Genomic DNA, 24,626 nt, shown 5'->3' with positions numbered 1-24,626 from the left:
TCGACAGCTAAGCTCGCACACCGTGACAAGCCCGGCCGAGGTGGCCCAGCAAGCGGCGGCGGCGATCCGCGACCGCACCGGCGTCGACCAGCACGACGTCGCGGTGGTGCTCGGATCCGGCTGGGCACCCGCGGTGGACGCCTTCGGCACCGCCACCGCGACCGTGCCGATGGTCGAGCTGCCCGGGTTCACCCCGCCGACGGCCGCGGGACACGGTGGCGTCCTGTTGTCCGTGCCGATCGGTGGGCACCGGGTGCTGATCCTCGTCGGCCGGATCCACGCATACGAGGGCCACGATCTGCGCCACGTCGTGCATCCCGTGCGGGCGGCGTGCGCAGGGGGAGTGCGCACGGTGGTGCTGACCAACGCCGCGGGCGGCCTGCGGGACGACTTCACGGTAGGGCAGCCGGTGCTGATCAGCGACCACCTCAACCTCACGGCCCGCTCACCGCTGGTCGGGGCGCAGTTCGTCGATCTGGTCGACGCCTACGCACCGCGGTTGCGGACGCTTGCCAAGGCGATCGACCCGACACTGGCCGAAGGGGTCTACGCCGGCCTGCCCGGCCCGCACTACGAGACCCCGGCCGAGATCCGGATGCTGCGCACGGTCGGTGCCGACCTGGTCGGCATGTCGACCGTGCACGAGACGATCGCGGCGCGGGCCGCAGGGGCCGACGTGCTGGCGATCTCGCTGGTGACCAATCTGGCCGCGGGCATGACCGGGCAGCCGCTGTCGCACCCGGAGGTGCTGGAGGCGGGCCGTCGGTCCGCGATGCGGATGGGTGCCTTACTGGCCGGCGTGGTTGCCTCAGTCTGATCGGCGGGGTGACGGCTCAGCCGCCGGTGCACTGCTCGACGCGGAGCGCGACCGAGTGCGGCGCATGGCATTAATCGACGGCAAAGCGGGCACCCTTTCTCCATGACTTCCTCGGCGATCTCGACGGCCGTGCAGGAGTGGATTGCGCACGACCCGGACCCGCAGACAGCGGCGGAGTTGTCCAAGTGCAGTCCAGAGGAACTCGACCAGCGGTTCGCCCGCTCACTGACGTTCGGGACGGCGGGGCTGCGCGGGCCGCTGCGCGGCGGCCCGAACGGCATGAACCTGGCAGTTGTGCTGCGCGCGACGTGGGCGGTCGCCAAGGTGCTCAAAGACCGCGGCATGGCGGGTTCCCAGGTCGTCGTCGGCCGGGACGCCCGGCACCGGTCCGACGAATTCGCCCGCGCCGCCGCCGAAGTGCTGGCCGCCCAGGGATTCGAGGTGATGCTGCTGCTGGCGGCCGTACCGACCCCGGTGGTGGCGTTCACCGTCCGACACATGCACGCCGCGGCGGGCATCCAGATCACCGCATCGCACAACCCGCCGACCGACAACGGGTACAAGGTATACCTCGACGAGGGTCTGCAGATCGTCGGCCCCACCGACACCGACGTCGAAGCGGCGATCGCCGAGGCGCCGTTCGCCGACGAGATCCCCAGGGCTGAGGTCCGAACCGGCGGGATGGGGGAGATTGCCCACTACGTCGAACGAGCGGCCAACGTCCGGTACGGGAAGGCGCCGGTGCGCGTGGCATTCACGCCGCTGCACGGGGTGGGCGGCGAGTACGCGATGGACACGTTCGTCCGCGCCGGTATCGTCGACGTGCACGTGGTCGACAAACAGTTCTCCCCCGACCCCGACTTCCCCACGGTCTCGCTGCCGAACCCCGAAGAGCCCGGCGCGGTCGAAGCGCTGCTCGAACTGGCCGCCGACGTTGACGCCGACGTCGCGATAGCTCTCGACCCCGACGCCGACCGCTGCGCGGTGGGAGTGCCGACACCCGAGGGGTGGCGGATGCTGTCCGGCGACGAAACAGGTTGGCTGCTGGGCGATTACATTCTCACCCAGGTAGAGCCCGGCGAGGTGATGGATGCGACGGTCGTGGCCAGTACCGTGGTGTCCTCACGGATGCTCTCGGCGATCGCCGCCGCCCACGGCGCCCACTACGTCGAAACGCTCACCGGCTTCAAGTGGCTCTCCCGTGCCGACGAGGAGCTGCCCGGCAAGACGATGGTGTACGCCTACGAGGAGGCCATCGGACACTGCGTCGATCCGGCCGCGGTGCGCGACAAGGACGGGATCAGCGCGGCGGTGCTGTTCTGCGACCTCGTCGGTGTGCTCAAGGAGCAGGGTCGCACGGTGCTCGAGATCCTCGACAACCTGGCGCTGCGCCACGGCGTCCACGTCACCGCGGCCGTGAGCCGACGGGTCCGCGACGCCGAGGAGGCCGCCGGGCTGATGGCCCGGCTGCGGGACACCCCGCCGGACCGCCTGGCCGGACACCAGGTCACCGTCACCGACCTGAGCACCGCATCGGAGGCGATGCGCTCCGATGCGCTGATCCTGACCGGCGGGGACGCCGACACCTCGGTCCGCATGGTGGTCCGGCCGTCCGGGACGGAGCCAAAAGTGAAGTCCTACATCGAAGTTCGGCGATCCTGCACCGGTGACGTGCAGCGGGCGCGCGCCCAGGCACGCCAGCTGCACGACGAGTTGGTGGCGCTGGCGCAGCAGTTGTGAGCGTTCAGCGCGGGCCGAACTGCCGGTCCCCCGCATCCCCGAGCCCGGGAACGATGTAGGCGGCCTCGTCGAGGCAATCGTCTATCGTCGCGGTGAACAACCGCATGTCCGGGGCGGCACGCTGCAGGGTGGCGATGCCCTCCGGCGCGACCACCACACAGATGGCGGTGATGTCGACGGCCCCGCGCGCCTGCAACAGACCGACGGTGTGGGCGAGCGACCCGCCGGTGGCGAGCATCGGGTCGAGCACGAACACCGGCTGGGTGCTCAGATCGGCGGGCAGCGACTCCAGATACGGCGTCGGCTCGTGGGTTTCCTCGTTGCGGGCCACGCCGACGAACCCCACCCGCGCCTCGGGGATCAACGCGTGCGCCTGGTCGACCATCCCCAGCCCGGCCCGCAGGACCGGGACCAGCAGCGGCGGACGCGCCAGCCGAGACCCATTGGTCACCGCCAGCGGTGTGCGTACCTGGACTTCCTCGCGGGGGGCGTCGCGGGTGGCCTCGTACACCAGCATCAGCGTGAGATCGCGCAGCGCCGAACGGAATGCCGCGTTGTCGGTGGCCTGGTCGCGCAGCGTGGTCAGCCGCGCCGCCGCCAGCGGGTGGTCGACGACGCGCACATCCATGGCGCCGACCTTAGCGGGAACCGCCCATTTCGCCCGGCGACGGAACCGCACCGCCGTCCACGACGTCCTAATCGCATGCTTGCCGACACCGAGGCCATCCGCGCGCTGGCCCGCACCGACACCGCACACTCCGCCGACCTCGCCGCCGCGGCGGCCGAGCTGGCCGCCGTCCCGGTCACGACCGCGGCGCCGTCGCTTGGCCCGGTCGGCGCGCGATTCCTCACCGCGCTCTCCGATGCGGCCGCCGCCGGATCCGCCGAGGCCGCCGCCCTAGCGGAGAGCTTCGCCGGAGGATCGGCGGCCGCCCGATCTTCGGCGGCGGCCTATGACGAGGCGCAGCTCCGCGCCGCCGCACTGCTCGGGAGCTGACCGTGCCCAGCACGCTGGTGGAAGCGCTGTCCGCACCGCTACACGAGGTGCGCTCGCTCGTCGGCCCCGGCTGGCCGGACGGTTCCGGTGGCGCGCCTGCCGCCGCGCTCGCCAGGGTGCGCGATGCGCTGGCCGGGCTGTCGACCGCCGCACCCACGACGTGGCAACGCACCGGCGAGAACTGGTCGGGCGCGGGCGCCGACAGTGCGGGTGCGTACGCCGCGGCCACCACCGCAGCGGTCGCAGAGTTGGCCGACCGTACCGGCCGACTGACCGTGAGCACCCGGGAAGCGGGCGCTGCCGTCGCCCGGGCCGCTGCCCGCCTGCAGGACATCGTCGAACGCTTCGAGGCTCGGGCGGGCGTGCTCGAATCTCAGCTGGACACTCCGGGCGTCGCCGAGGAACTGCTCAGTGAGGGGCAACGCGCCCTGCGCGACGCCGTCGCCATCGTCGAGCAGTTGCGCGCCGAACTCGACGGCCAGGCGGGTGCGCTCACCGGAACCGCTGCGGCACCGGGCGCGGCACCGGGGATTGCGTCGGCGCCGATCGTTCCCGGCGGCTTCGGTGGGGGTGCGCCGGGCGCACTCGGCGCGGCGGCCCCGATGGCCTCCCTGGCGTCGCTGGCCTCGAGAGCCTCACCGGCGGAGGCGGCCTCGCGGTGGGAGGTGTCACCACGGCCGGACCCCGGGATGTTCGGCGATGGCGTGGCGGTGCGGTTGCCCGACGGCAGCACCGCCACCGCGCCGAACGCGGTGGCCGCAGGCGCGGTGCGTAACGCGCTGACCCAGCTCGGCGTGCCGTACCAGTGGGGCGGCACCACCCCGGGTGTCGGGCTGGACTGCAGCGGCCTGACGCAGTGGGCCTACCGTGAGGCCGGGCTCGACCTCCCCCGGCTGGCGCAGGAGCAGGACGTCGGCGCCGCCGTCGACGCCGGTTCGCTGCGGCCGGGCGACCTCGCGGTGTGGGACGGCCACGTCGCGATGATCGTCGGCGAGGGTGTGATGGTGGAGGCGGGCGATCCGGTCAAACTCTCGGCAGTCCGGACGACGAATGCGGGACAGGGGTTTCAGGGTTTCTGGCGACCGACCGCCTGACGTCTCTGCCGACACCGCGGTCGAGGTCGCCCTGCACCGCGCCCGCCGCCGGCTGGCCGTACTGGACGAGGCGCTCGAAGCACTGGCGGCGTCAGGGGGGCGGGCGCGCTCGGCCGACGGTGTCGTCGAGGTGGCGGTCGACGGCCACGGCCGGTTGGTCTCCGTCGCATTCGCCGAGGCGGTCATCCGGATGCCGGCGGCGCGCATCGCGGCGTTGGTCGTCGAGACGACGCAGGCGGCGGCTCGCAAGGCGTCCGCACACCGGCAGGCGGTGCTCGGCGACGTGGTGGCAGACCTCGGTCGTTAGGCTGTGCCGCATGGCTGCTGACATCGTGCCGGTTCGGCTCGGGCTGACCAAGGGCGACCTGTACACACTGTGGGCTCCGCGTTGGCGGGACGCCGGTGACGAATGGGAGGCCTTTCTCGGCAAGGACGACGACCTCTATGCCTTCGGGTCGGTGGCCGATCTGGTGGCTTTCGTGCGGACCAACACCGACCACGACCTCACCGACCATCCGGCCTGGGAGAAGCTGACCGAGGCGTCGGCGCACCGGCTCAAGCCGGCCGAGGACCGCGAATACGACCTCGTCGGCGTGCCGGAGGCGGCGGCCGAGAAGGCCAGCGAGACAGTCGTCGACACCCTACACCGCACGCTCGCGATCGCATCGTCGATCGGTTCGGTGTGCGATCTGCCCGCGGTGACGAAATTCTTCAACGGAAACCCGCAGCTCGGTTCGGTGGGCGGTGGCGCCGAGGCGTTCAAGGGCCGCAGCGGTCGCAAGCGCTGGGCTGACATCGAGGCGGTGATCGCCCGCAGCTGGGACGGCGTCCTCGACGCGATCGACGAGATCGTCACCACCCCCGACGTCGACGCGGCGGCATCGCAGAAGGCGGCCGCCGAACTCGAAGCGCCAGCGCCCGAACCTGAAGAGGACGAGACCGACGCGGCAGCCACCGCCGAGGAGCACGAGGAGGCCGAACCGGCCGCCACGGAGGCCGATGCGCTCCAATCACCCGCGGCCGCGGCGGTACTCGGCAGCGACGAGGATTTCTGGCTCAAGGTCGGCATCGACCCGGTGCGGCTGATGACCCGGTCAGGCACGTTCTACACGCTGCGCTGTTACCTCGACGACGAGCCGGTGTTCCTCGGCCGCAACGGGCGCATCAGTGTGTTCGGCTCCGAGCGCGCGCTGGCCCGCTATCTGGCCGATGAGCACGACCACGACCTGTCGGACCTGGCGACCTACGACGACATCCGCACCGCGGCCACCGACGGCTCCCTCGAAGTCGACGTGATCGACGAGAACGTCTATGTGCTCAGCGGCCTGGCCGATGACATCGCCGACGGCCCCGACACGATCGACGGCGACCAACTCGGGCTGGCACTCGAACTGCTGCGCGATGTCGGCCGGTACGCCGAGGACAACACCGTCGAGAAGACACTGGACCCCGGCACCGCGCTCGGGTCGTTCGTCACCCATGCGCTCGACCCGGACGCCGCCGACCGCCCCGAGCCTCCCTACGCCGAGGCGGTCCAGCAGTGGGAAGCGCTGGAGGCCTTCGTAGAGTCCCGCCTACGCCAGGAGTGACCTCCCCGGAGCAGCTTCACCACCGGCAGCGAACTGTTCGTCGACGGCGGTGAAGAACAGACCGGCGGTGAAGACCAGACGGAGCTGAGTCAGGGCGGCGGCCGCGGCCGGTGCTCCTCGTCGTCGCTCACGTCGGCGACCGCCCGCTTACCCGAGCAGCACCGCGTAACGGGGTTTGATGACGTCGTCGATCAGCGCCAGCCGCTGGTCAAATGGGATGAACGACGACTTCATGGCATTGATGGTGAACCGCGCCAGATCGCTCCAGCCGTAGCCGAACGCCTCGACCAGCCGCAGCATCTCCTGGCTCATCGTGGTGTCGCTCATCAGCCGGTTGTCGGTGTTGACCGTCACCCGGAACCTGGTGCGGGCCAGCAGGTCGAACGGGTGCTCGGCGATGCTGGGGACCGCGCCGGTCTGCACGTTGGAGCTCGGGCACAGCTCCAGCGGGATGCGCTTGTCGCGCAGGATCGCGGCCAGCCTGCCCAGTTTCACCTCGCCGTCGGGCGCGACGGTGATGTCGTCGACGATGCGGACCCCGTGGCCCAGCCGGTCGGCGCCGCAGAAGGCGATGGCCTCATGGATGGACGGCAGGCCGAACGCCTCGCCGGCGTGAATCGTGAAGCGGGCGTTGTTGCCTCGCATGTACTCGAACGCGTCGAGGTGGCGGGTGGGCGGATAGCCCGCCTCCGCGCCGGCGATGTCGAACCCGACGACGCCCCGGTCGCGGAACCGGATGGCCAGTTCGGCGATCTCCTGCGAGCGGGCGGCGTGGCGCATCGCGGTGACCAGGCATCGCACCGTGATCGTGCGGCCCGCACTGGCGGCGGCCTTCTCCCCGTCGGCGAATCCGGTCAGCACGGCGTCGACGACCGCGTCCAGGTTCATCCCGGCCTCGATGTGCAGCTCCGGGGCGAACCGCACCTCGGCGTAGACGACGTTGTCGTCGGCGAGATCCTCGACGCATTCGAACGCCACTCGGTGCAGCGCCTCCGGCGTCTGCATCACCCCGACGGTGTGGGCGAACGGCTCGAGGTAACGCACCAGCGAACCGCTGTGGGCGGCAGTGCGGAAGAACGTCGCCAACCCGTCGATGTCATGGGCGGGTAGATCGTCGTAGCCGTACTGCCCGGCCAGGTCGAGCACCGTCGACGGTCGCAGACCGCCGTCGAGGTGATCGTGCAGCAGCGCCTTGGGCGCTTGGCGGATGTTCTCCAGCGTCAGCGGCGTCGTCATCGGCACGTCCTCCTCACGTTCCCTCGTCAGACCGTCGCCGCGATCCGATCGATGATCAGCGGACGCACCGGCGGGGCGCTCTCCCCCACGGCCCATGCGCCCTCGAGTTCGGAGCGAGCGGGCCCGACCCTGGCCGGGGTGTCGGTGTAGAGGGTGAACACGGGGTCGCCCGCTTGCACCGGCTCACCGGGACGACGGTGTATGCGGATCCCGGCGCCGGACTGCACCCGCTCACCGGGGGCCGAGCGGCCCGCGCCGAGTCGCCACACCGCCAGACCCACCGCCATCGCGTCGATGTCACCCATGGTGCCACCACGCGGTGCCGTGATGGTGTCGGAGTGCACACCGATGGGCAACGCGCCGGTGGCCGGTTCGACAGACAGGACCGTGAGGTCGCCGCCCTGGGCCGCGACGAGCGCACGGAAGCAGTCCATGGCGGTGCCGTCACGCAGCGTCTCGGCGGGGTCCTTGGCGTCGAGACCGGCGGCGTCGAGCATCTCGGCCGCCAGCGCCAGCGTCAGCTGCACCACATCATCGGGCCCGCCGCCGGCGAGCACCTCCAGCGATTCGACCACCTCGATCGCGTTGCCGACGGCGCGACCGAGCGGCACCGACATGTCGGTCAGCAGCGCGCGGGTCACCAGACCGTGCGCATGGCCCAACTCGACCATCGTGCGGGCGAGTTCCCGGGCCTCGGCCTCGGTGGGCAGGAAGGCGCCGGAGCCCACCTTGGTGTCGAGCACCAGCGCCCGCGCGCCCTCGGCGATCTTCTTGCTCATCACCGAGCTGGCGATCAACGGCAACGATTCGGTGGTGGCGGTGACGTCGCGCAGTGCGTAGATCTTGCGATCCGCCGGGGCGAGCTCACCCGCGGCGAAGATCGCCGCACCGATCTCCCGAAGTTGTCGGCCGATCTGGCTTTTCGTCAACTCGGCAGAGAACCCCGGGATGGCTTCGAGTTTGTCGAGGGTGCCCCCGGTGTGGCCGAGCCCGCGACCGGCGGCCTGCGGCACCGCACCGCCGCAGGCCATCACCACCGGCACCAGCGGGATGGTGATCTTGTCACCGACGCCGCCGGTGGAGTGCTTGTCCACCAGCGCGAGCGGTCGGCCGTCGCAGTCACGGCGTAGATCGGTGAAGTCGAACCGTTCCCCCGAGGCGACCATGGCCGCGGTCCAGCGGGCGATCTCCTGGCCCGTCATCCCCCGCAGGAAGATCGCCATCAGCAGGGCCGACATCTGCTCCTCGGCCACCTGTCCGCGGGTGTACGCGTCGATCACCCAGTCGATCGCCGCCTCGGAGAGCACGCCGCCGTCACGCTTGGTCCGGATGACCGTCGGAGCGTCGAGACGCGACCACGCGCTGCGCGCGTCGGGTCGCGACCACGCGCTGCGCGCGTCGAACGTGACGTGCGTCATGGCTTCTCCTCGGTGGCCGGTGACCGGTGAGTCCGCGCCAGGTCGTCGGGTCCGAACGCGTCGGGCAGCAGCTCGCCCAGCGGTCGCGGGCCGAGCGGATGGTCGATGAGCAATCCGGGTCCGCCGTGTTCAAGCAACACCTGGCGGCACCTCCCACACGGCATCAGGACCTCCGCGTCGCGTCCCACACAGGACAGCGCGACGAGCCGTCCGCCGCCGCTGGAGAACAGGGCGCAGACCACACTGCACTCGGCACAGAGACCCAGGCCATATGAGACATTTTCCACATTGCTTCCGGTGATCATCCGGTCATCGTCGACCAGCGCGGCCGCCCCGACCGGGAAGCCCGAGTAGGGCGCATACGCCTGCGATGCGGCGTTAACGGCCTTGCGGCGCAACGCTTCCCAGTTGATTCCGGAAGACATGTCCACTCCTTCACCCTGCCTCTGAATGGATTCCGAAGACGACGCCGGACGACCCCGCGCAACGGATAGGCGCCCCAACTTCAGTCCTCTGAGCGGGGCGTATGGCAACACGCTAGTTCGTTCGGCAGTACAAAGGGGATTAGAGTCGCCCCGAGGTTTGGGGCAGTGGTTCAGGCCAGCAGAGGTTCTCGTACCCGCCCCAAGCGTCCATCGATGGCGTTGGAGGACCGATGAGTACTGCGACAACGGCGGATACCGACGTTCCGTCGCCACGATCCAAACCACCCCGCCGCCGCACCCTCTACCGCGGCGACCCAGGGATGTGGTCCTGGGTGCTGCACCGTATCTCCGGTGCGACCATCTTCTTCTTCCTGTTCGTCCACGTCGTCGACACGGCGCTGGTGCGGGTCAGCCCCGATGCCTACAACGCCGTCATCGAGACGTACAAGACGCCGATCATCGGCCTGATGGAGATCGGCCTGGTCGCCGCGGTGCTCTACCACGCACTCAACGGCATCCGCGTCATCCTGATCGACTTCTGGTCCAAGGGCGCGCGCTACCAGCGGCAGATGCTGTGGGTCGTGGCGGGCGTGTTCATCACAGTCATGATCGCGTCGCTGGGCGTGATCGGCATGCACATGGCGGAGCGTTTCCTATGAGCACCCCCGAGGGCAGGAGCGCAGCGACCGGGGGAGCGTTGAAGTGATCGCGGAGAACCCGTACGACCACATCGGTGACCGCGGCGGACCTGCGCCGGTACTGCAGCGCAGCCACGACCGGCCCCCCAGCCTGGACAACCCGCGCGCACCCAAACGCGCCACCGGTATGCCGAACTTCGAGAAGTACACATGGCTGTTCATGCGGTTCTCCGGGCTGGTCTTGGTGTTCCTGGCGCTGGGCCACCTGTTCGTCATGCTGATGTGGGAAGACGGTGTGTACCGCATCGACTTCAACTACGTCGCGCAGCGGTGGTCCTCGCCGTTCTGGCAGACGTGGGACCTGCTGCTGCTGTGGCTGGCCCAGCTCCACGGCGGCAACGGCCTGCGCGTGATCATCGCCGACTACGCCCGCAAGGACTCCACACGGTTCTGGCTGAACTCGCTGCTGGCGCTGTCGATGATCTTCATCCTCGTCCTCGGCACCTACGTGCTGTTGACGTTCGACCCGAACATCTCCTAAGGACTCGGCTCACATGTTGATCGAACATCGCTACGACGTGGTCATCGTCGGGGCCGGAGGCGCGGGTATGCGCGCCGCGGTCGAGGCAGGACCCCGCGCCCGCACCGCAGTGCTGACCAAGCTCTACCCGACCCGCAGCCACACCGGCGCGGCCCAGGGCGGCATGTGCGCCGCGCTGGCCAACGTCGAAGAGGACAACTGGGAGTGGCACACCTTCGACACCGTCAAGGGCGGCGACTACCTCGCCGACCAGGACGCCGTCGAGGTCATGTGCAAGGAAGCCATCGACGCGGTGCTCGACCTGGAGAAGATGGGGATGCCGTTCAACCGCACCCCCGAGGGGCGCATCGATCAACGCCGCTTCGGCGGGCACACCCGCGACCACGGCAAGGCCCCGGTGCGCCGGGCATGCTACGCCGCCGACCGCACCGGCCACATGATCTTGCAGACGCTGTACCAGAACTGCGTCAAGCACGACGTCGAGTTCTTCAACGAGTTCTACGCCCTGGACATCTCGCTGACCGAGACCCCCGGTGGCCCCGTGGCCACCGGTGTGATCGCCTACGAGCTGGCGACCGGCGACATCCACGTGTTCCACGCCAAGGCGGTCGTGTTCGCGACCGGTGGTTCGGGCCGGATGTACAAGACCACGTCCAACGCCCACACGCTGACCGGTGACGGACTGGGCATCGTCTTCCGCAAGGGTCTGCCGCTGGAGGACATGGAGTTCCACCAGTTCCACCCGACGGGCCTGGCCGGCCTCGGCATCCTCATCTCCGAGGCCGTGCGCGGCGAGGGGGGCCGCCTGCTCAACGGCGACGGCGAACGGTTCATGGAGCGCTACGCCCCGACGATCGTCGACCTCGCGCCGCGCGACATCGTCGCCCGCTCGATGGTGCTCGAGGTGCTCGAGGGCCGCGGCGCCGGGCCGAACAAGGACTACGTCTACATCGACGTGCGCCACCTCGGCGAGGACGTGCTCGAGGCGAAACTGCCCGACATCACCGAGTTCGCCCGCACCTATCTCGGAGTCGACCCGGTCAAGGAACTCGTGCCGGTCTACCCGACGTGCCACTACGTCATGGGTGGCATCCCGACCACCGTCCACGGGCAGGTGCTGCGCGACAACACCACGATCGTGCCGGGCCTCTACGCCGCAGGCGAGTGCGCTTGCGTGTCGGTGCACGGCGCCAACCGGCTGGGCACCAACTCGCTGCTCGACATCAACGTGTTCGGCCGCCGCGCCGGTATCGCCGCGGCGAATTACGCGCTCGGCCACGACTTCGTCGACATGCCGGAGCGGCCCGCCGAGATGGTGGTCAACTGGGTCGGCGACATCCTCTCCGAGCACGGCAACGAGCGCGTCGCCGACATCCGCGGTGCGCTGCAGCAGTCGATGGACAACAACGCAGCGGTGTTCCGGACCGAGGAGACGCTCAAGCAGGCGTTGACCGACATCCACGCCCTCAAGGAGCGGTACTCGCGAATCATCGTGCAAGACAAGGGGAAACGCTACAACAGCGACCTGCTTGAGGCCATCGAGCTGGGCTTCCTGCTGGAGCTGGCCGAGGTCACCGTCGTCGGTGCGCTCAACCGCAAGGAGTCCCGCGGCGGCCACGCCCGCGAGGACTACCCCAACCGCGACGACACCAACTACATGCGCCACACCATGGCCTACAAGGTTCCAGGAGGTGCGAGCGAAGCGACCGGGGGGACAAACCGAGCCACCGACCTGCTCTCCGACATCCGCCTGGACTACAAGCCCGTGGTGCAGACCCGCTACGAGCCGATGGAACGGAAGTACTGACGATGAGCGCTTGCGCGAAGAGCGAGGACCCGATGAGCGCTTGCGTGAAGAGCGAGGACCCGATGAGCGCTTGCGCGAAGAGCGAGGGCCGATGAGCGCACCAGCAATCACCCAGGACGAAGCCACCACACCGCCGGTGCCCCAGGGCGCGGTGATGGTGACACTCAAGATCGCTCGGTTCAACCCGGAGGATCCTGACGCGTACTCGGATTCAGGCGGCTTCCAGAGCTTCCGGGTTCCGTGTCTGCCCACCGACCGGCTGCTCAACCTGCTCCACTACGTGAAGTGGTACCTCGACGGCACGCTGACGTTCCGCCGGTCGTGCGCGCACGGCGTGTGCGGGTCCGACGCGATGCGGATCAACGGGGTCAACCGGCTGGCCTGCAAGGTGCTGATGCGCGACATGCTGCCGAAGAATCCGACGAAGCAGCTGACCATCACGATTGAGCCGATCCGCGGCCTACCCGTGGAGAAGGACCTCGTTGTCGACATGGAGCCGTTCTTCGACGCCTACCGCGCAGTGAAGCCGTACCTGATGACCAGCGGTAACCCACCGACCAAGGAACGCATTCAGAGCCAGGTCGACCGCGCGCGTTACGACGACACCACCAAGTGCATCCTGTGCGCGGCGTGCACCACCAGCTGCCCGATCTACTGGACCGAGGGTTCGTATGTCGGCCCGGCCGCAATCGTCAACGCCCACCGGTTCATCTTCGACAGCCGTGACGAGGGTGCGGCCGAGCGCCTCGACATCCTCAATGACGCCGACGGGGTGTGGCGCTGCCGCACGACCTTCAACTGTACCGAGGCCTGCCCGCGTGGCATCCAGATCACCCAGGCGATCCAGGAGGTCAAGCGCGCGCTGATGTTCGCGCGTTAGGACCGCTACGCCTCGCTCTTGCGGACGTCGCCGCTCGCGTCGATGCTGGTGTCCGGGGCGTCCTCGGGCCCTTCGGGAGGTGGGTTCTCACCGGTCCGCTCACCCACCTGCTCGTCGTAGTAGCGGATGATCACCGCCGCCGCGGCCGCCACCGGGACCGCCAGGAACGCGCCGACGACACCGAAGGTCGAGCCGCCCAGTGTCACGGCCAGCAGGACGATCACCGCGTGCAGCTTCATCGCCTTGGACTGCAGCCACGGCTGCAGCACGTTGCCTTCCAGCTGCTGTACCGCGAGAATGATCCCCAGCACGATCAGCGCGTCCACCGGACCGTTCGACACCAGCGCGACCAGTACGGCCAGCCCACCGGCGACGAACGCGCCGACGAACGGCACGAACCCGCCGATGAAAGTGATGATCGCGAGGGCGTACGCAAGCGGTATGCCGAGGATGACCAGACCGGCTCCGATGAGCACCGCGTCGACCAGGCTGACCAGCGCCTGCGTGCGGATGAAACCGCCGAGGGTCGACCAGACACGCTCGAGGACCTCGGCGACATGCGGTGCCGCCGGTTCCCCGACGGTACGGCGCAGCCACGGAATGAACCGCGGCCCGTCCTTGAGCAGGAAGAAGGTGACCACGACGGCGGTGAACGCGGTGACCAGCGTGGACGTCGCGGCGCCCACACCGGTGAAAACCCCCGACGCGATCTGTGCGCTGCTCTGGTTCAACCGATCGGTGATCGCGTCGACCGCCGAATCGAGTTGCGCCTCACTGATGTTCAGCGGCGGACCGCCGAGCCAGTCGCGTACCTGAACGACACCGGCGGTGGCCTGCTGTGCCAGCTCGGTGGACTGCTCGACGATCGCCGGCGCCACCGCGGCGACCACACCGCTCAGCACCATGACAGCGAGGACCAGCGTCAGCAGGACGGCCGCCGCCGCAGGCAGCCCCTTTCCGCGCAGCCAGCGCACCGGTGGCCACAGCACCGTGCACACGATCAGCGCCAGCAGCACCGGGAGCAGAATCACCCATGCCCTGCCCACCACCCATGCCAGCACCCACAGCGCGGCGGCGACCGCGATGAACTGCACCGCCACCACCGCACCGGCCCGAAGATGGGCACCGTAGACCGCCCCGCGATTGGGGTCCGTACTCGTCCGCTCCTGCACCCCCCTTCATTACCCGTCGATGGCCCCGGCACTCAACCCTTCTGCCATCAGAGACAGAATCGCCCTCTGCCCCGCGGGAAGAGGGCGACTGCAGGGTCGGTTGGTGCTTTAGATGACGACTACCGGGACGAACACCCCGAACATCCAGAATCCCCAGGACCGGAAGCCCGGATCCCAGATCGGGCTGACTCGGTAGCCCCAGTAGTCGATGAACTCCGGCGGATGGCCGCGCCAGTGCAACGGCGGAGGCGGTCCCCCGCCCCACGGGGGCCGATCGTCGTTGCGCCACTTGTTGTCACGCCACCATTTGTCCCAGTCCCGGTCGTCGCCACGCCAGCCGCGGTCGTGGTCGTTCCATCCCCGGTCCACCCACTGGTCGTGGCGGTCCTTGTCGGGCTTCCAGCCCGGGTCTGCGCCGACCGGAGCCACCCCGGCACCCAATGCCGCCGCGGTCAGGGCGCCTGCGACGACGCCTCCCGCGACGACTCTCTTCACTGTCATGTGCGACTCCTTGTCTGCGTGGAAGACCCGGATCGCCCCGACTCGATATTGACTCGTCTATAGCTTATCGTCGCTCACCGGATCGTCACCTCGACTGCTGACTACCGCTTCGTGAAAACGTGCGGTGCCACTCCCTTGTCGGCGACGGCGGCGATATGGGGTTCAACGCGATCGGACCCACATCACCTCTGCTACGCATCCCGCATACCGTCACCGTTCTGAACGAACGATTGCATAGATCTGGTTGCCGCAGGCGACGAATTCCGTGCAGAATGCCACGTATGGCCAACGCCGACGGAGAGCAGAACAGCCAACCGGTGTCGCTGCGCGTGAGCCGGTCCCGCCCAGGCGCGTACTTCCAACTCGACGAGCTCTCCAAGGCGATCATCGAGAAGCTGCAGCAGGACGGCCGGCGATCGTACGCGGGGATCGGCAAGGCGGTCGGCCTGTCGGAGGCCGCGGTACGCCAGCGCGTCCAGCGCCTGGTCGACGCCGGGGTCATGCAGATCGTCGCGGTGACCGATCCGATGCAACTCGGGTTTGCCCGGCAGGCGATGATCGGCATCCGCTGCACCGGCGACACGACGAAGATCGCCGAGAAGCTGGCGGCCATCCCGTCCGTCGACTACGTGGTGCTCACCGCCGGCTCCTTCGACGCCATCGTCGAAGTGGTCTGCGAGGACGACGACGACCTTCTCGACCTGCTGAACACGAGAATCCGCCCGCTCCCTGGAGTGGTGTCCACGGAGACGTTGCTATATCTGAAGCTGGTCAAGCAACAATACAATTGGGGAACACGATGACGCAGTCCCAGATCACAGAACCCGTCGGGACCGAACCGGGGGCGAAAGCCAACGGCCACCTGTGGGGATATTTCGCCCGCCACGGCGAGGGGATCACGCCGCCGATCATCACCCGCGGTGAGGGCGTGCGGATTTGGGACGACAAGGGTCGCAGCTACATCGACGGACTGTCGGGCTGTTCGTGGTCCAGGTGGGCCACGGCCGCAAGGAATTCGCCGAGGCGGCGGCCAAACAGGCCGAGACCCTGTCGTTCTTCCCGCTCTGGTCGTACGCCACCCCGCCCGGCGGATCGAACTGGCCGAGCGCATCGCCAACCACGCGCCGGGAGATCTGAACCGGGTCTTCTTCACCACCGGTGGCGGCGAGGCGGTAGAGAGTGCGTGGAAGCTGGCCAAGCAGTACTTCAAGCTGACCGGTAAACCCGGTAAGCACAAGGTGGTCTCGCGCGTGATCGCCTATCACGGCACCCCGCAGGGGCCCTGGCGATCACCGGCGTCCCGGCCTTCAAGGCCGGTGGTCCAGCCGGCCCCGCCGCTGATCAGCGGGCAACCAGAGTTCGACGCGATCTACGACGTCCTGCAGGGCGTGCTCAGCGAGGCGGCTCGCCGGCTTTGACGCGATCACGCCGAGCCTGCTGGGAGACCACCGATCCGTACGGAAAGGCGATATGACAGCAGGATCGGCGGCGTAGCGTCAGCGGTGTGCCGCCGCTGATGCCACGCCGCAAACCGCCGATCGAACCGGTCCGCTGGCAGCCCCCGCCCATCGAACAGCTGGCGGCGCTGCCCGCGCCGGCGGTGACCGTCGTACCGGTGCCCGGCCACGCCCCTGAAGACGTCGTCGTCGACGCGTCCGGGCAGTTGTGGACCGGTGTGGACGACGGCCGCATCCTGCGGCTGGATCCCGACGGTCGGGACGCCACCGTGGTCGCGAACACCGGAGGACGGCCGCTCGGACTGGCGGTTGCCCGCGACGGCCGGCTGCTGATCTGTGACAGCCCGCGCGGGTTGCTGGCGCTCGAACAGGACACCGGCGCGGTGGAGCCGCTGGTCGAGAGCATCTCTGGGCGGCACCTGCAGTTCTGCTCGAATGTCACCCAAACAGTCGACGGCACAATCTTTTTCACCGAGTCGACCAGCGCGTTCACCTACGAGCACTTCAATGGTGCGGTGCTGGAGTCGCGTGGCCGCGGCAGCCTGTTCCGCCGCGATCCCGACGGCACGGTCACCACGCTGGCCGACGGGCTGTACTTCACCAACGGCGTGACCGTCACCGCCGACGGGTCGGCGCTCGTGTTCGCCGAGACGCTGGGCCGGCGGCTGTCGAAGTACTGGCTGAGCGGTCCACAGGCCGGCACCATCACCCCGTTCGTGCAGTATCTGCCCGGCCACCCCGACAACATGTCCACCGGCGCCGACGGGCGGCTCTGGGTGGCGATGGTGTCGACGCCGAACCCGACCGCCGACTGGCTCGCGCCGCGGGCGCCGGTGCTGCGCCACCTGCTCTGGCTGCTGCCCGACCGGTTGGCGCCGCAGATCGCGCCGGAGGTGTGGGCGGTCGCGTTCGACCCGGACAGCGGCGACGTCGTCGCCGGACTGCGCACCAATCACCCGGACTTCGCGAAGGTCACCGGGCTGGTCGAGTCGGGTGGGCGGCTCTGGCTGGCGTGCATCGGGGCGTCGGCGCTGGCGTCGGTCGACCTCGCCGACGTCGTGCTCTGACGTTTCACCGCGACACGGCAGCAGTCGACAGCAAATCACATCCGTCACAGCGTGCCTCCGCGGGGCGCCCGCGAAAATCACCTAGTGTGCGCGGTGATGGCGAGCACACCGACCCTCTCGACGCGCGCCGCCGCGCTGACCGCGGCGGTTGCGGTGCTGATCGCGCCCGCAATGGTCGCCGCGCCCGGTGCCGGCGCACAGCCCGCACCGGAATCCACGACGTGCCCGTACCGCGTGACGACGCCGCCCGCTGTCGACGCCTCCGAGGTGCCCAAGCCCGGGCAGGATCCGCCCCTCGCACTGCCGGTGCCCGCCACCACGCTCGGCGGTGAGGCGTTGTCCGACTGCGGCATCATCACCGCCCCGGGCGCCCCGCCCGCGCCCGGCGACGTGTCCGCCGAGGCGTGGCTGGTCGCCGACATGGACAGCGGTGACGTGATCGCCGCACGCGATCCGCACGGCAGGCACCGCCCGGCCAGCGTTATCAAGGTGCTGACCGCGATCCAGTCGCTCGAGGAACTCAACCTGGCCAAGGCCGTGCCGGGCACCGCCGAGGACGCCGCGGCCGAGGGCACCAGCGTCGGTGTCGACGTCGGCGGCCTCTACACGGTCAACGATCTGCTGCATGGGCTGCTGATGTACTCGGGCAACGACGCCGCCCACGCCTTGGCCCGCCAACTCGGCGGCATGGACACTGCGCTGCTCAAGCTCAACGGGCTGGCAGGCAAACTCGGCGGCCGCGACACCCGCGTGGCCACTCCGTCCGGCCTCGACGGCCCAGGCATGAGCACCTCGGCCTACGACATCGCGCTGTTCTACCGATATGCCTGGCGCAACCCGACGTTCGCCGAGATCGTCGCGACCCGCACGTACGACTTCCCGGGCCGCGACGGCAACCCGGCGTACCCGATCGAGAACGACGTCAAGCTGCTCTACAACTATCCGGGTGCGCTGGGCGGTAAGACGGGCTTCACCGACGACGCCGGGCAGACCTTCGTCGGAGGCGCCGAGCGCGACGGCCGCCGCCTGGTGGCGGTGCTGCTGCGCGGCACCCGGCAACCGATCGCGCCGTGGGAGCAGGCCGCCCGCCTGCTCGATTACGGCTTCGGCCTGCCGCAGGGCACCAAGGTGGGCTCGCTGATCGAACCCGATCCGTCCCTCGACCGCACCCTGGACACCGCGGAGACCGAGGCAGCGGCGCAGGCGGCCGCGGTGCTGCCCGCCGCCGACGCCATGCCCGTGCGAGTCGGTGTGGGCGTGATCGGCAGCATCATCGTGTTCGCGCTGATCATGGCGGCCCGTTCGCTCAACCGGCGCCCGCAGTGACTGACGGTCACATCCAGCCGCGCCGCAGCCCCTCGGCGTCGAGAGCTTGATCACCGGCATCTGTGGACGCTAACGTCCGGCGATTGGGTGGGTCACAAGTCGGTTTGCGGCCCCCAGGCGTGCCTGTCCTGCTTGGCCGCGCGCTTGCCGAGCTTTCCCTCGGCCACCATGACCGCGAGGCTGTCGAGCACGATCCGCGAACTGATCAGCGCGGTCTGTTCGGCCCAGTCATAGGGAGGGGCGCACTCGACCACCTCCAGGCCCGCGAGTCCCTCCGCGGAGATCATCCGAACCAGGTTGATCGCCTCGCGCGGCAACAGCCCACCCGGCTCCGGCCAGCCGGTGCCCGGCACGAAACCGGCGTCGATGACGTCGATGTCGAACGACAGGTACACCGCCTTGGCACCCTTCCACGCTGTCTCGAGCGCCAACTCGACGACCTTCTCCAGACCAACCCTCTCGATGTCCCCGATCGAGATGACGGTGGTTCCCCGTTCTCGGCCCACCTTGACGCCGGCGCGCGGTGCCTGCCATCCGCCGATGCCGACCTGCACGAGATTCGTCGCAGGAGCGTTGCCGATGTTGGTCGCGTGGAACCAGGGGGTAGTGTGCATGCGCTCGTCGAGATCGGTCTCCTGGGTGTCGACGTGACGGTCGAAGTGGATGATCCCGATGTTGCCGTCGACGTGGGGCGCGATGCCGCGGATGGTGGGATAGCCGATGGAGTGGTCGCCGCCCAGCACGACGGGGAACACACCCCGGCTGTAGACGTGCGAGATCGCCTGGCTGATCTGGTCGAACGACTTCTCCAGATTGCCGGGAATGGTGAACACGTCACCGATGTCCACCATGTTGAGCTGTTCGCGCAGATCGACGCCCAGTTCGTAGCAGTAAGTGCCGAACAGATTGGTCGAGCGGCGGATGCCCTGCGGGCCGAAGCGGGCGCCGGGCCGATAGGTGGCGCCGGAGTCCAGGGGGGCGCCGAAGATCGCCACCTCCGCGTCGGTGACCTCGTTGACGTCCTCGAGGTACGGGCAGTTCAGGAAGGTACCCCGCTCCCCGGCGAAGTGCGGCAGCTCGCCGCGGGAGAACGTGGGTATGGTTCGGTCCACCAGGGTGGGCGAGCCCTGCAGGCCGAAGGCCAGACCTCGCTGTATTTCCTCCTCGTGGCGATGCAGCGAGATGAGCGCCTCGGCCTCCTGAGCCCATCGGCCCTGGCTTGCGGCGAACCCGTCACTGTGCGAATGGGGGGTGCCGCCGTGCCGGTGGCGGTGCACCGGTCCGCCCGGCTGGTGGGCATGCGTCTCCGGGTCGTCCTTGTCGGACACGATGGGGCTCCTCTCGACGGTGGCTCACGCTACCGCCTCGCTGGGACGTGGTGGGGCGCGGTTACTGCACCAGTGCGTCGGCGGGACGCGGTGCTCCGTCGCGATCCTTGACCACCCGGTACGCGACCAGCCCCACAGCGACGATCAGCGCCACGAAGATCAGGGCGAAATACTGCAGGAACAGCGAATCACCGGCGGGGTTGTACACCTCCTGGCGCGGCCACCCGATATTGATCACGAGTAGGCCGCCCATCACGACGGCGATCAGGTTGATCGGGATGCCCCACTTGCCCAGGTCGAGGATCGGCTTGCCGTGCGAGAGGCTCGTCCCACGCAGACGGTGGATGAGTGCCGGCACGGTCACCATCAGGTAGGCCAGGTAGACGACCACCACGGAGACCGAGGCGATCGCCGCGAACACGCTTGACTGGCCGAGATTGACCAGCAGGACGAGAATGGCCAGGGTGCTGACCGCGATACCTGTGATCACCGGGGTGCCGGTCCGCTTGTTCACCGTAGCCAGCGTCTTGCCGAACGGCAGCCGGTTGTCACGGGCCATCGAGAACATCACCCGCGACGCCGAGGCCTGGATGGCCAGGGTGGCCGAGAAGATCGCCACGGCGACCAGTGCGAGCAGTGTCTTGCCGAGCCAGGTGTCCAGTTGACTTTCGATAACCCACGCCATACCGCCGCGCGCGAGGTCGTCACCGAGCTCCGGAGCCGACATCAACGCGGCGAGCATCATCAACCCGCCGCCGAAGAACGAGACCAGCAGCGCGTTGACTATCGCCTTCGGGGCCGTCCGTCGGGGGTCGCGGGTCTCCTCGGAAAGTTCTGCTGCGCTGTCGAATCCATACATCACATACGCGGCCATCAGCATCGAGGCGAGGAAGGCCGGCAGATAGTTCAGGCCGGTACCGCGGCCGCCGGTGTCCATCACGGCCTGCGCCGGGCCGCGCTCGGCGGTCAGGAACATCGCGCCGACAATGAGCACGACGCCGATGATCTCCAGTGTCACGCCGGTGACGGTGATGCGAGCCATGAACCGAACACCGGCGGCGCTGATGATCGTGCACAGCACGATCGTGATCGCGCCGAGGATGATCCCGTTGGTGGCGCCGTCGACCGAAAGCGGGTCCATGTCTTCGCCGACGAGCTGAAACCCACTCCAGATCGGGGGAAGCACCGTCTGCATCGCGATGGCGAGCGCCGCCACCGACACGATGTAGCCGATCAACATGAACCATCCCGCGAACCAGCCGACGGCGTTACCCGCCAGCCGCCGGGACCACTGGTAGATGGCGCCGGCGACGGGGAATTTGCCCGACAGTTCGGCGAACACCAGGCACACACAGAACTGGCAGACAAACACCACCGGCCAGGTGAAGAAGAAGGCCGGCCCGCCGAGCGAGAACCCGAGCGGGAAGAAGGCGAATACCGTGGTCAAGATCGACACGAAAGAGAATCCGGCCGCGAAGGACGCATACCCACCGATGCCCCGGTGCAATTCCTGTGTGTAGCCGAGGTCCTCGAGCGTCGCGGCGTCCTCTCTCGAGGAGATCACCGGGTCGAAGGGGCCGGCCGAACGGCCCCCGAGGCCGCCACTGTCTGTCATCTGGCAGAAACTAAGTTAGCCTTGTTTCTTCGGTATTTCATCAATGTCACACGGGTATGACCGGCAGAAGGTGACGATCTGCCCATGTCGTCTGTCCCCCCCTCACGGCCTGACATCGCCGCCCGCATCGCGCGGGTCGATGCCGCGGCCGACGACGAGCAGTTGCGCGCTGCGATCGACCGGGCCCAGGCGGCGATCCTCGCCGAGCGACGGGCCAGTGCAACGGCCCTCGCGACGGCATGGTCCACCGTGCTGCTCCGGGGAGTGGCGGCCGGGGTGCGGTTGGCCGCGGGCGCCGCGGACTGGACGTGGTATGCCTCCGGCAGTGCAGCACGCGGAGAGGCCGTCCCCCGATCCGACGTGGAGACGATGGTCGTCCTCGGCGACACCGTCGGTCCGGATGAGAAATCGAGTTACCTGTCCCGGGCCGCGGACGTGCACAACCTGCTCGAGCGGTGCGGGATCCAGGGCGACGCCAACGGAGTGCTGGCCAGCAGGCCCAGATTCTGCCGTCGCGCGCGCGGCTGGACCCAGGGCATCGAACAGTGGACCGCCGAACCGCAGAAGGATCGTGGTGTCGTCATGACCGGCCTGTTGGCCGATTCCACTGCGCTGCCCGGCCCGCGGGTTCTCCCCGAGGACGCACTACGAGCAAAGGTGGTGACCGCCGCGGTACAGAGCTACCCAGTACGCCAGGCGATGCTCCGAGACGCCACGGCGGTGCGGGCAAGCGTCCCGTCCCCGCTGCGGTTGTTCGCCAGGATGGCCGACACCGTCGACGTCAAACTGGCGGCGATCGATCCTGTCGTGAAAATTGCACGCTGGGCTGCTCTTGCGTCCGGCTCGGACGCGTTGTCGACGCCTGCGCGACTCGACGCCGCGGCGGCCGACGTGCTGGATCCCGACGACGCGTCGAGCCTGCGCGACTGTTTCGAGTGGTTGTTGCGGTTTCGCTGGGGAATACGCCGAGCGGCCGTCGTCGCCGCACGACCGGTCAGCGACGTCATATCGCTCTCCGACCTGGCGCCGCAGGAGAGAGCCGCCCTGCGCAGCGTCGCGCGCGAGGTGTCCCGGATACGTCGCAAGCTCGACTACCTCGCGTCGGCCTCTGCCTTCCGCTGATCTCCGCCGGTAAGCCCATGCCGAACGATCGTCAGGCACACGCGGTTGCCGCCACGCTGGCCGCGCACCGCCTCGAAGGCTGGGCGCCGTCACAGCAGCATGTCGAGGCGTTGGTCGCGCTCGCCGCCGCGGACGTCTCCTACGAGGACTACCTCGCGGCGTTCCGGAGTAGGTACCCTCCGCCACAGCCGCGCCGCCGCCGGCTCCGGCTGCGTCGGGCCACGCCGTACCTCATTCCCGGGACAACGGTTCTCGACAACAGGTTCGGTGCGACCGACCCCCAGGTCCTCGCCGACCTGGAATCTGTAGCGACGGCGGGGCGAATGGTCCGCTGGCTACTCGGCCTGCGACGACCCACCCGCGACGATGCACTGGATGTGCGCGTCATCCACCACCACCTCTTCTCCGACGTCTACGCCTGGGCCGGGATCTACCGCACCACCGAGCTACGGCGCGGGGAACACGGTTTCGCATGGCAGTCGACGATCGCCGCGAGGATGACCCACGTTCACCAGTCGGCGCGGGAAGTGGTGACGGCGTGTGCCGACCATGACCAGGCGCGGCTGGCGTATGAGTTTGCTCGGATCTACGCTGACTACAACCAAATTCACCCGTTCCGGGAAGGTAATGGGCGGGTGGGCGCCCTGCTGCTCTACACCCTGGCGAAGTCGTGCGGCCGCCGCCTCGACCTGACCGGCACCACCCGCAGCCAGTGGTACTCTGCCGCGGCCGACAGCATGCCGTTCCGCCGCGACGGCCAGGCCAGCCACCGGCCGTTCCTGTACCTGCTCGGAACCGCCCTCGACGCGGAGGGGCCAGCTCACTGACGCCGGCGCAACCACGAAATTCCGACAGCCCCAAGGGCTCCCACCGCGGCGGCGGCCACGGCGCCAGGCAGCCCGACACCGTCGCGGACCTGCACGCTGGTCGTGATCTGGGCGGGGCCCGGCGGGTCCACCGGCGCGGCGAGCATGTTGTCCCGCGAAGTGGCCGCCCACGCCGTCGAGAACAGGATCAGCCGCGCGGTGATGTACGCGAACACCATCAGGCCCAGAACGGGCCCGAACGTGGCCCCGGCGGGTCCGTTCACCACCGACTGAAGGTAGAGCGAACCGGCCTGTTTGAAAATCTCGAACGCCACCGCTGCCAGCAGGCCCGCGCGCACCGAACTGCGGAAACTGATCGACTCGCGCGGCAGCCGGGCGATGATCCAGGTGAACAGCAGCCAAGACACCAGCACCGACACCAGCAGTGAGGTGATCCGCAGCCCGAGGCTGAGCCCGGGCAGTTCGGGGACCTGCAGCCAGTCCAGCACACCGCGCATCAACTGCTTGTCGCCCAGCGCGGTGAGGCCGATCGTGACTGCCAACGCCAGGAACGTCGAGACCAGGGCCAGCAGGTCGGACAGTTTCGTGCCGATGAAGCCGGACAGCTCACCACGCTGCTGCCCCCACATTTGGCTCAGCGCCTCGCGCAGGTTGTTCATCCAGCCCAGCCCCGCCCACGTGGCGGTCGCGAGTCCGATCAATCCAACCGAGGTGCGGGACTCGATCGCGGAGTTCATCACCTCGATGACCTGCTGGCCCATGTCACCGGACACCGCGGTGCGGATCCGGCCCTGCAGTCTGGCGAGCAGGTCGGGCCGGTTGGCCAGCACGAAGCCACCGATCGAGAAACCCACCATGGTGAGCGGAAACAGCGCGAAGACCGTGAAGTAGGTGACAGCCGCCGCGAAGAAGTCGCCCTTGCTGTCCCGGTACCGCCCCTGGGCCCGCATGAGGTGGTCGAACCAGGCGTATCGGGCCCGCAGCCGGTCGATCACACCGGGTTTGGCCGGTTGCTCCACACCAGCCTCC

General features: G+C 68.9%; 24 protein-coding genes and 1 pseudogene. 16 read left to right on the top strand and 9 right to left on the bottom strand.

Features of this window, described 5'->3' with window-relative positions:
* Positions 1 to 22: 22 nt before the first annotated feature.
* Positions 23 to 817: a purine-nucleoside phosphorylase gene (locus G6N07_RS04110; RefSeq protein ID WP_085187084.1), complete on the top strand. Its 795-nt coding sequence runs from the start codon at positions 23 to 25 to the stop codon at positions 815 to 817.
* Between the two features lie 102 nt (positions 818 to 919).
* Positions 920 to 2,557: a phospho-sugar mutase gene (locus G6N07_RS04105; RefSeq protein WP_085187087.1), complete on the top strand. Its 1,638-nt coding sequence runs from the start codon at positions 920 to 922 to the stop codon at positions 2,555 to 2,557.
* Between the two features lie 4 nt (positions 2,558 to 2,561).
* On the opposite strand, the gene upp is transcribed toward G6N07_RS04105, so the two are convergent.
* On the bottom strand, positions 2,562 to 3,185 hold the full coding sequence (gene upp / locus G6N07_RS04100; protein ID WP_085187089.1) for a uracil phosphoribosyltransferase: 624 nt from the start codon (positions 3,183 to 3,185) through the stop codon (positions 2,562 to 2,564).
* A 75-nt stretch (positions 3,186 to 3,260) separates the two neighbouring features.
* Between upp and G6N07_RS04095 the strand changes: the two genes are divergently transcribed.
* Genes G6N07_RS04095 through satS form a run of 4 tightly spaced genes read left to right on the top strand, consistent with a single transcriptional unit; the run spans position 3,261 to position 6,237 of the window.
* Positions 3,261 to 3,554, top strand: coding sequence for a hypothetical protein (locus G6N07_RS04095; RefSeq protein WP_085187091.1), 294 nt, complete (start codon positions 3,261 to 3,263; stop codon positions 3,552 to 3,554).
* Between the two features lie 2 nt (positions 3,555 to 3,556).
* Positions 3,557 to 4,648 (top strand): C40 family peptidase, encoded by a 1,092-nt coding sequence (locus tag G6N07_RS04090; protein WP_085187094.1) that lies wholly within the window; start codon positions 3,557 to 3,559, stop codon positions 4,646 to 4,648.
* Complete coding sequence (locus G6N07_RS04085; protein ID WP_085187097.1) at positions 4,605 to 4,955, top strand: YbaB/EbfC family nucleoid-associated protein; 351 nt, start codon at positions 4,605 to 4,607, stop codon at positions 4,953 to 4,955. Before G6N07_RS04090 ends, G6N07_RS04085 begins: the two co-directional genes overlap by 44 nt.
* A gap of 10 nt (positions 4,956 to 4,965) precedes the next feature.
* Complete coding sequence (satS, locus tag G6N07_RS04080) at positions 4,966 to 6,237, top strand: protein export chaperone SatS (protein WP_085187100.1); 1,272 nt, start codon at positions 4,966 to 4,968, stop codon at positions 6,235 to 6,237.
* 147 nt (positions 6,238 to 6,384) lie between these two features.
* Here satS and G6N07_RS04075 read toward each other — a convergent pair whose 3' ends face one another.
* Genes G6N07_RS04075 through G6N07_RS04065 form a run of 3 tightly spaced genes read right to left on the bottom strand, consistent with a single transcriptional unit; the run spans position 6,385 to position 9,316 of the window.
* On the bottom strand, positions 6,385 to 7,473 hold the full coding sequence (locus G6N07_RS04075) for an adenosine deaminase (RefSeq protein WP_085187150.1): 1,089 nt from the start codon (positions 7,471 to 7,473) through the stop codon (positions 6,385 to 6,387).
* 26 nt (positions 7,474 to 7,499) lie between these two features.
* The gene (locus tag G6N07_RS04070) at positions 7,500 to 8,891 is read right to left on the bottom strand and encodes a thymidine phosphorylase (protein WP_085187103.1); all 1,392 of its coding nucleotides are present in this window, start codon (positions 8,889 to 8,891) and stop codon (positions 7,500 to 7,502) included.
* Complete coding sequence (locus tag G6N07_RS04065) at positions 8,888 to 9,316, bottom strand: cytidine deaminase (protein ID WP_085187153.1); 429 nt, start codon at positions 9,314 to 9,316, stop codon at positions 8,888 to 8,890. Before G6N07_RS04065 ends, G6N07_RS04070 begins: the two co-directional genes overlap by 4 nt.
* A 230-nt stretch (positions 9,317 to 9,546) precedes the next feature.
* Here G6N07_RS04065 and sdhC point away from each other — a divergent pair, with 230 nt between their 5' ends.
* The 4 genes from sdhC (at position 9,547) to G6N07_RS04045 (ending at position 13,182) form a co-directional block, all read left to right on the top strand.
* The gene (gene sdhC / locus G6N07_RS04060; RefSeq protein WP_085187105.1) at positions 9,547 to 9,975 is read left to right on the top strand and encodes a succinate dehydrogenase, cytochrome b556 subunit; all 429 of its coding nucleotides are present in this window, start codon (positions 9,547 to 9,549) and stop codon (positions 9,973 to 9,975) included.
* 43 nt (positions 9,976 to 10,018) lie between these two features.
* Positions 10,019 to 10,495, top strand: coding sequence for a succinate dehydrogenase hydrophobic membrane anchor subunit (locus G6N07_RS04055; RefSeq protein WP_085187108.1), 477 nt, complete (start codon positions 10,019 to 10,021; stop codon positions 10,493 to 10,495).
* A gap of 13 nt (positions 10,496 to 10,508) precedes the next feature.
* Positions 10,509 to 12,302 carry a succinate dehydrogenase flavoprotein subunit gene (gene sdhA, locus G6N07_RS04050; RefSeq protein WP_085187110.1) on the top strand — a complete coding sequence of 598 codons (1,794 nt, stop codon included), beginning with the start codon at positions 10,509 to 10,511 and terminating at the stop codon, positions 12,300 to 12,302.
* A gap of 91 nt (positions 12,303 to 12,393) precedes the next feature.
* Positions 12,394 to 13,182, top strand: coding sequence for a succinate dehydrogenase iron-sulfur subunit (locus G6N07_RS04045; RefSeq protein WP_085187113.1), 789 nt, complete (start codon positions 12,394 to 12,396; stop codon positions 13,180 to 13,182).
* Between the two features lie 5 nt (positions 13,183 to 13,187).
* Here G6N07_RS04045 and G6N07_RS04040 read toward each other — a convergent pair whose 3' ends face one another.
* Both G6N07_RS04040 and G6N07_RS04035 read right to left on the bottom strand, forming a co-directional pair.
* Positions 13,188 to 14,354, bottom strand: coding sequence for an AI-2E family transporter (locus tag G6N07_RS04040; protein WP_085187115.1), 1,167 nt, complete (start codon positions 14,352 to 14,354; stop codon positions 13,188 to 13,190).
* A gap of 108 nt (positions 14,355 to 14,462) precedes the next feature.
* Positions 14,463 to 14,855 (bottom strand): hypothetical protein, encoded by a 393-nt coding sequence (locus G6N07_RS04035; protein ID WP_085187118.1) that lies wholly within the window; start codon positions 14,853 to 14,855, stop codon positions 14,463 to 14,465.
* 281 nt (positions 14,856 to 15,136) lie between these two features.
* Here G6N07_RS04035 and G6N07_RS04030 point away from each other — a divergent pair, with 281 nt between their 5' ends.
* From G6N07_RS04030 to G6N07_RS04010, 4 genes and pseudogenes are all read left to right on the top strand, one after another.
* Complete coding sequence (locus G6N07_RS04030) at positions 15,137 to 15,658, top strand: Lrp/AsnC family transcriptional regulator (protein WP_085187121.1); 522 nt, start codon at positions 15,137 to 15,139, stop codon at positions 15,656 to 15,658.
* Positions 15,655 to 16,170 (top strand): annotated as a pseudogene (locus G6N07_RS04025) (aminotransferase class III-fold pyridoxal phosphate-dependent enzyme); the annotation flags it as partial. The gene G6N07_RS04030 and the pseudogene G6N07_RS04025, both read left to right, overlap by 4 nt.
* A 201-nt stretch (positions 16,171 to 16,371) precedes the next feature.
* Positions 16,372 to 17,379 (top strand): SMP-30/gluconolactonase/LRE family protein, encoded by a 1,008-nt coding sequence (locus G6N07_RS04015; protein WP_085187156.1) that lies wholly within the window; start codon positions 16,372 to 16,374, stop codon positions 17,377 to 17,379.
* Positions 17,380 to 17,475: 96 nt separating this feature from the next.
* A complete protein-coding gene (locus G6N07_RS04010; RefSeq protein ID WP_085187124.1) occupies positions 17,476 to 18,705 on the top strand; it encodes a D-alanyl-D-alanine carboxypeptidase family protein in 1,230 nt (409 codons plus the stop codon).
* A gap of 92 nt (positions 18,706 to 18,797) precedes the next feature.
* Here G6N07_RS04010 and G6N07_RS04005 read toward each other — a convergent pair whose 3' ends face one another.
* Positions 18,798 to 19,982: an agmatinase family protein gene (locus G6N07_RS04005; protein WP_085187159.1), complete on the bottom strand. Its 1,185-nt coding sequence runs from the start codon at positions 19,980 to 19,982 to the stop codon at positions 18,798 to 18,800.
* A gap of 112 nt (positions 19,983 to 20,094) precedes the next feature.
* On the bottom strand, positions 20,095 to 21,648 hold the full coding sequence (locus G6N07_RS04000) for an amino acid permease (RefSeq protein ID WP_085187127.1): 1,554 nt from the start codon (positions 21,646 to 21,648) through the stop codon (positions 20,095 to 20,097).
* An 84-nt stretch (positions 21,649 to 21,732) separates the two neighbouring features.
* Here G6N07_RS04000 and G6N07_RS03995 point away from each other — a divergent pair, with 84 nt between their 5' ends.
* Together G6N07_RS03995 and G6N07_RS03990 are read left to right on the top strand one after the other, a co-directional pair.
* Positions 21,733 to 22,770, top strand: coding sequence for a putative nucleotidyltransferase substrate binding domain-containing protein (locus G6N07_RS03995; protein ID WP_085187130.1), 1,038 nt, complete (start codon positions 21,733 to 21,735; stop codon positions 22,768 to 22,770).
* A gap of 17 nt (positions 22,771 to 22,787) precedes the next feature.
* Positions 22,788 to 23,597, top strand: coding sequence for a Fic/DOC family protein (locus G6N07_RS03990; protein WP_085187133.1), 810 nt, complete (start codon positions 22,788 to 22,790; stop codon positions 23,595 to 23,597).
* Here G6N07_RS03990 and yhjD read toward each other — a convergent pair.
* The gene (gene yhjD, locus G6N07_RS03985) at positions 23,591 to 24,616 is read right to left on the bottom strand and encodes an inner membrane protein YhjD (RefSeq protein ID WP_085187136.1); all 1,026 of its coding nucleotides are present in this window, start codon (positions 24,614 to 24,616) and stop codon (positions 23,591 to 23,593) included. The two genes, G6N07_RS03990 and yhjD, sit on opposite strands and share 7 nt — an antisense overlap.
* Positions 24,617 to 24,626: the final 10 nt, after the last annotated feature.

Origin of the sequence: Mycolicibacterium doricum (assembly GCF_010728155.1) — a bacterium.
Lineage (GTDB): Bacteria > Actinomycetota > Actinomycetes > Mycobacteriales > Mycobacteriaceae > Mycobacterium > Mycobacterium doricum.
Note: the sequence above shows the minus strand (reverse complement) of the source record. Positions and strands in the feature narration are given on the sequence as shown.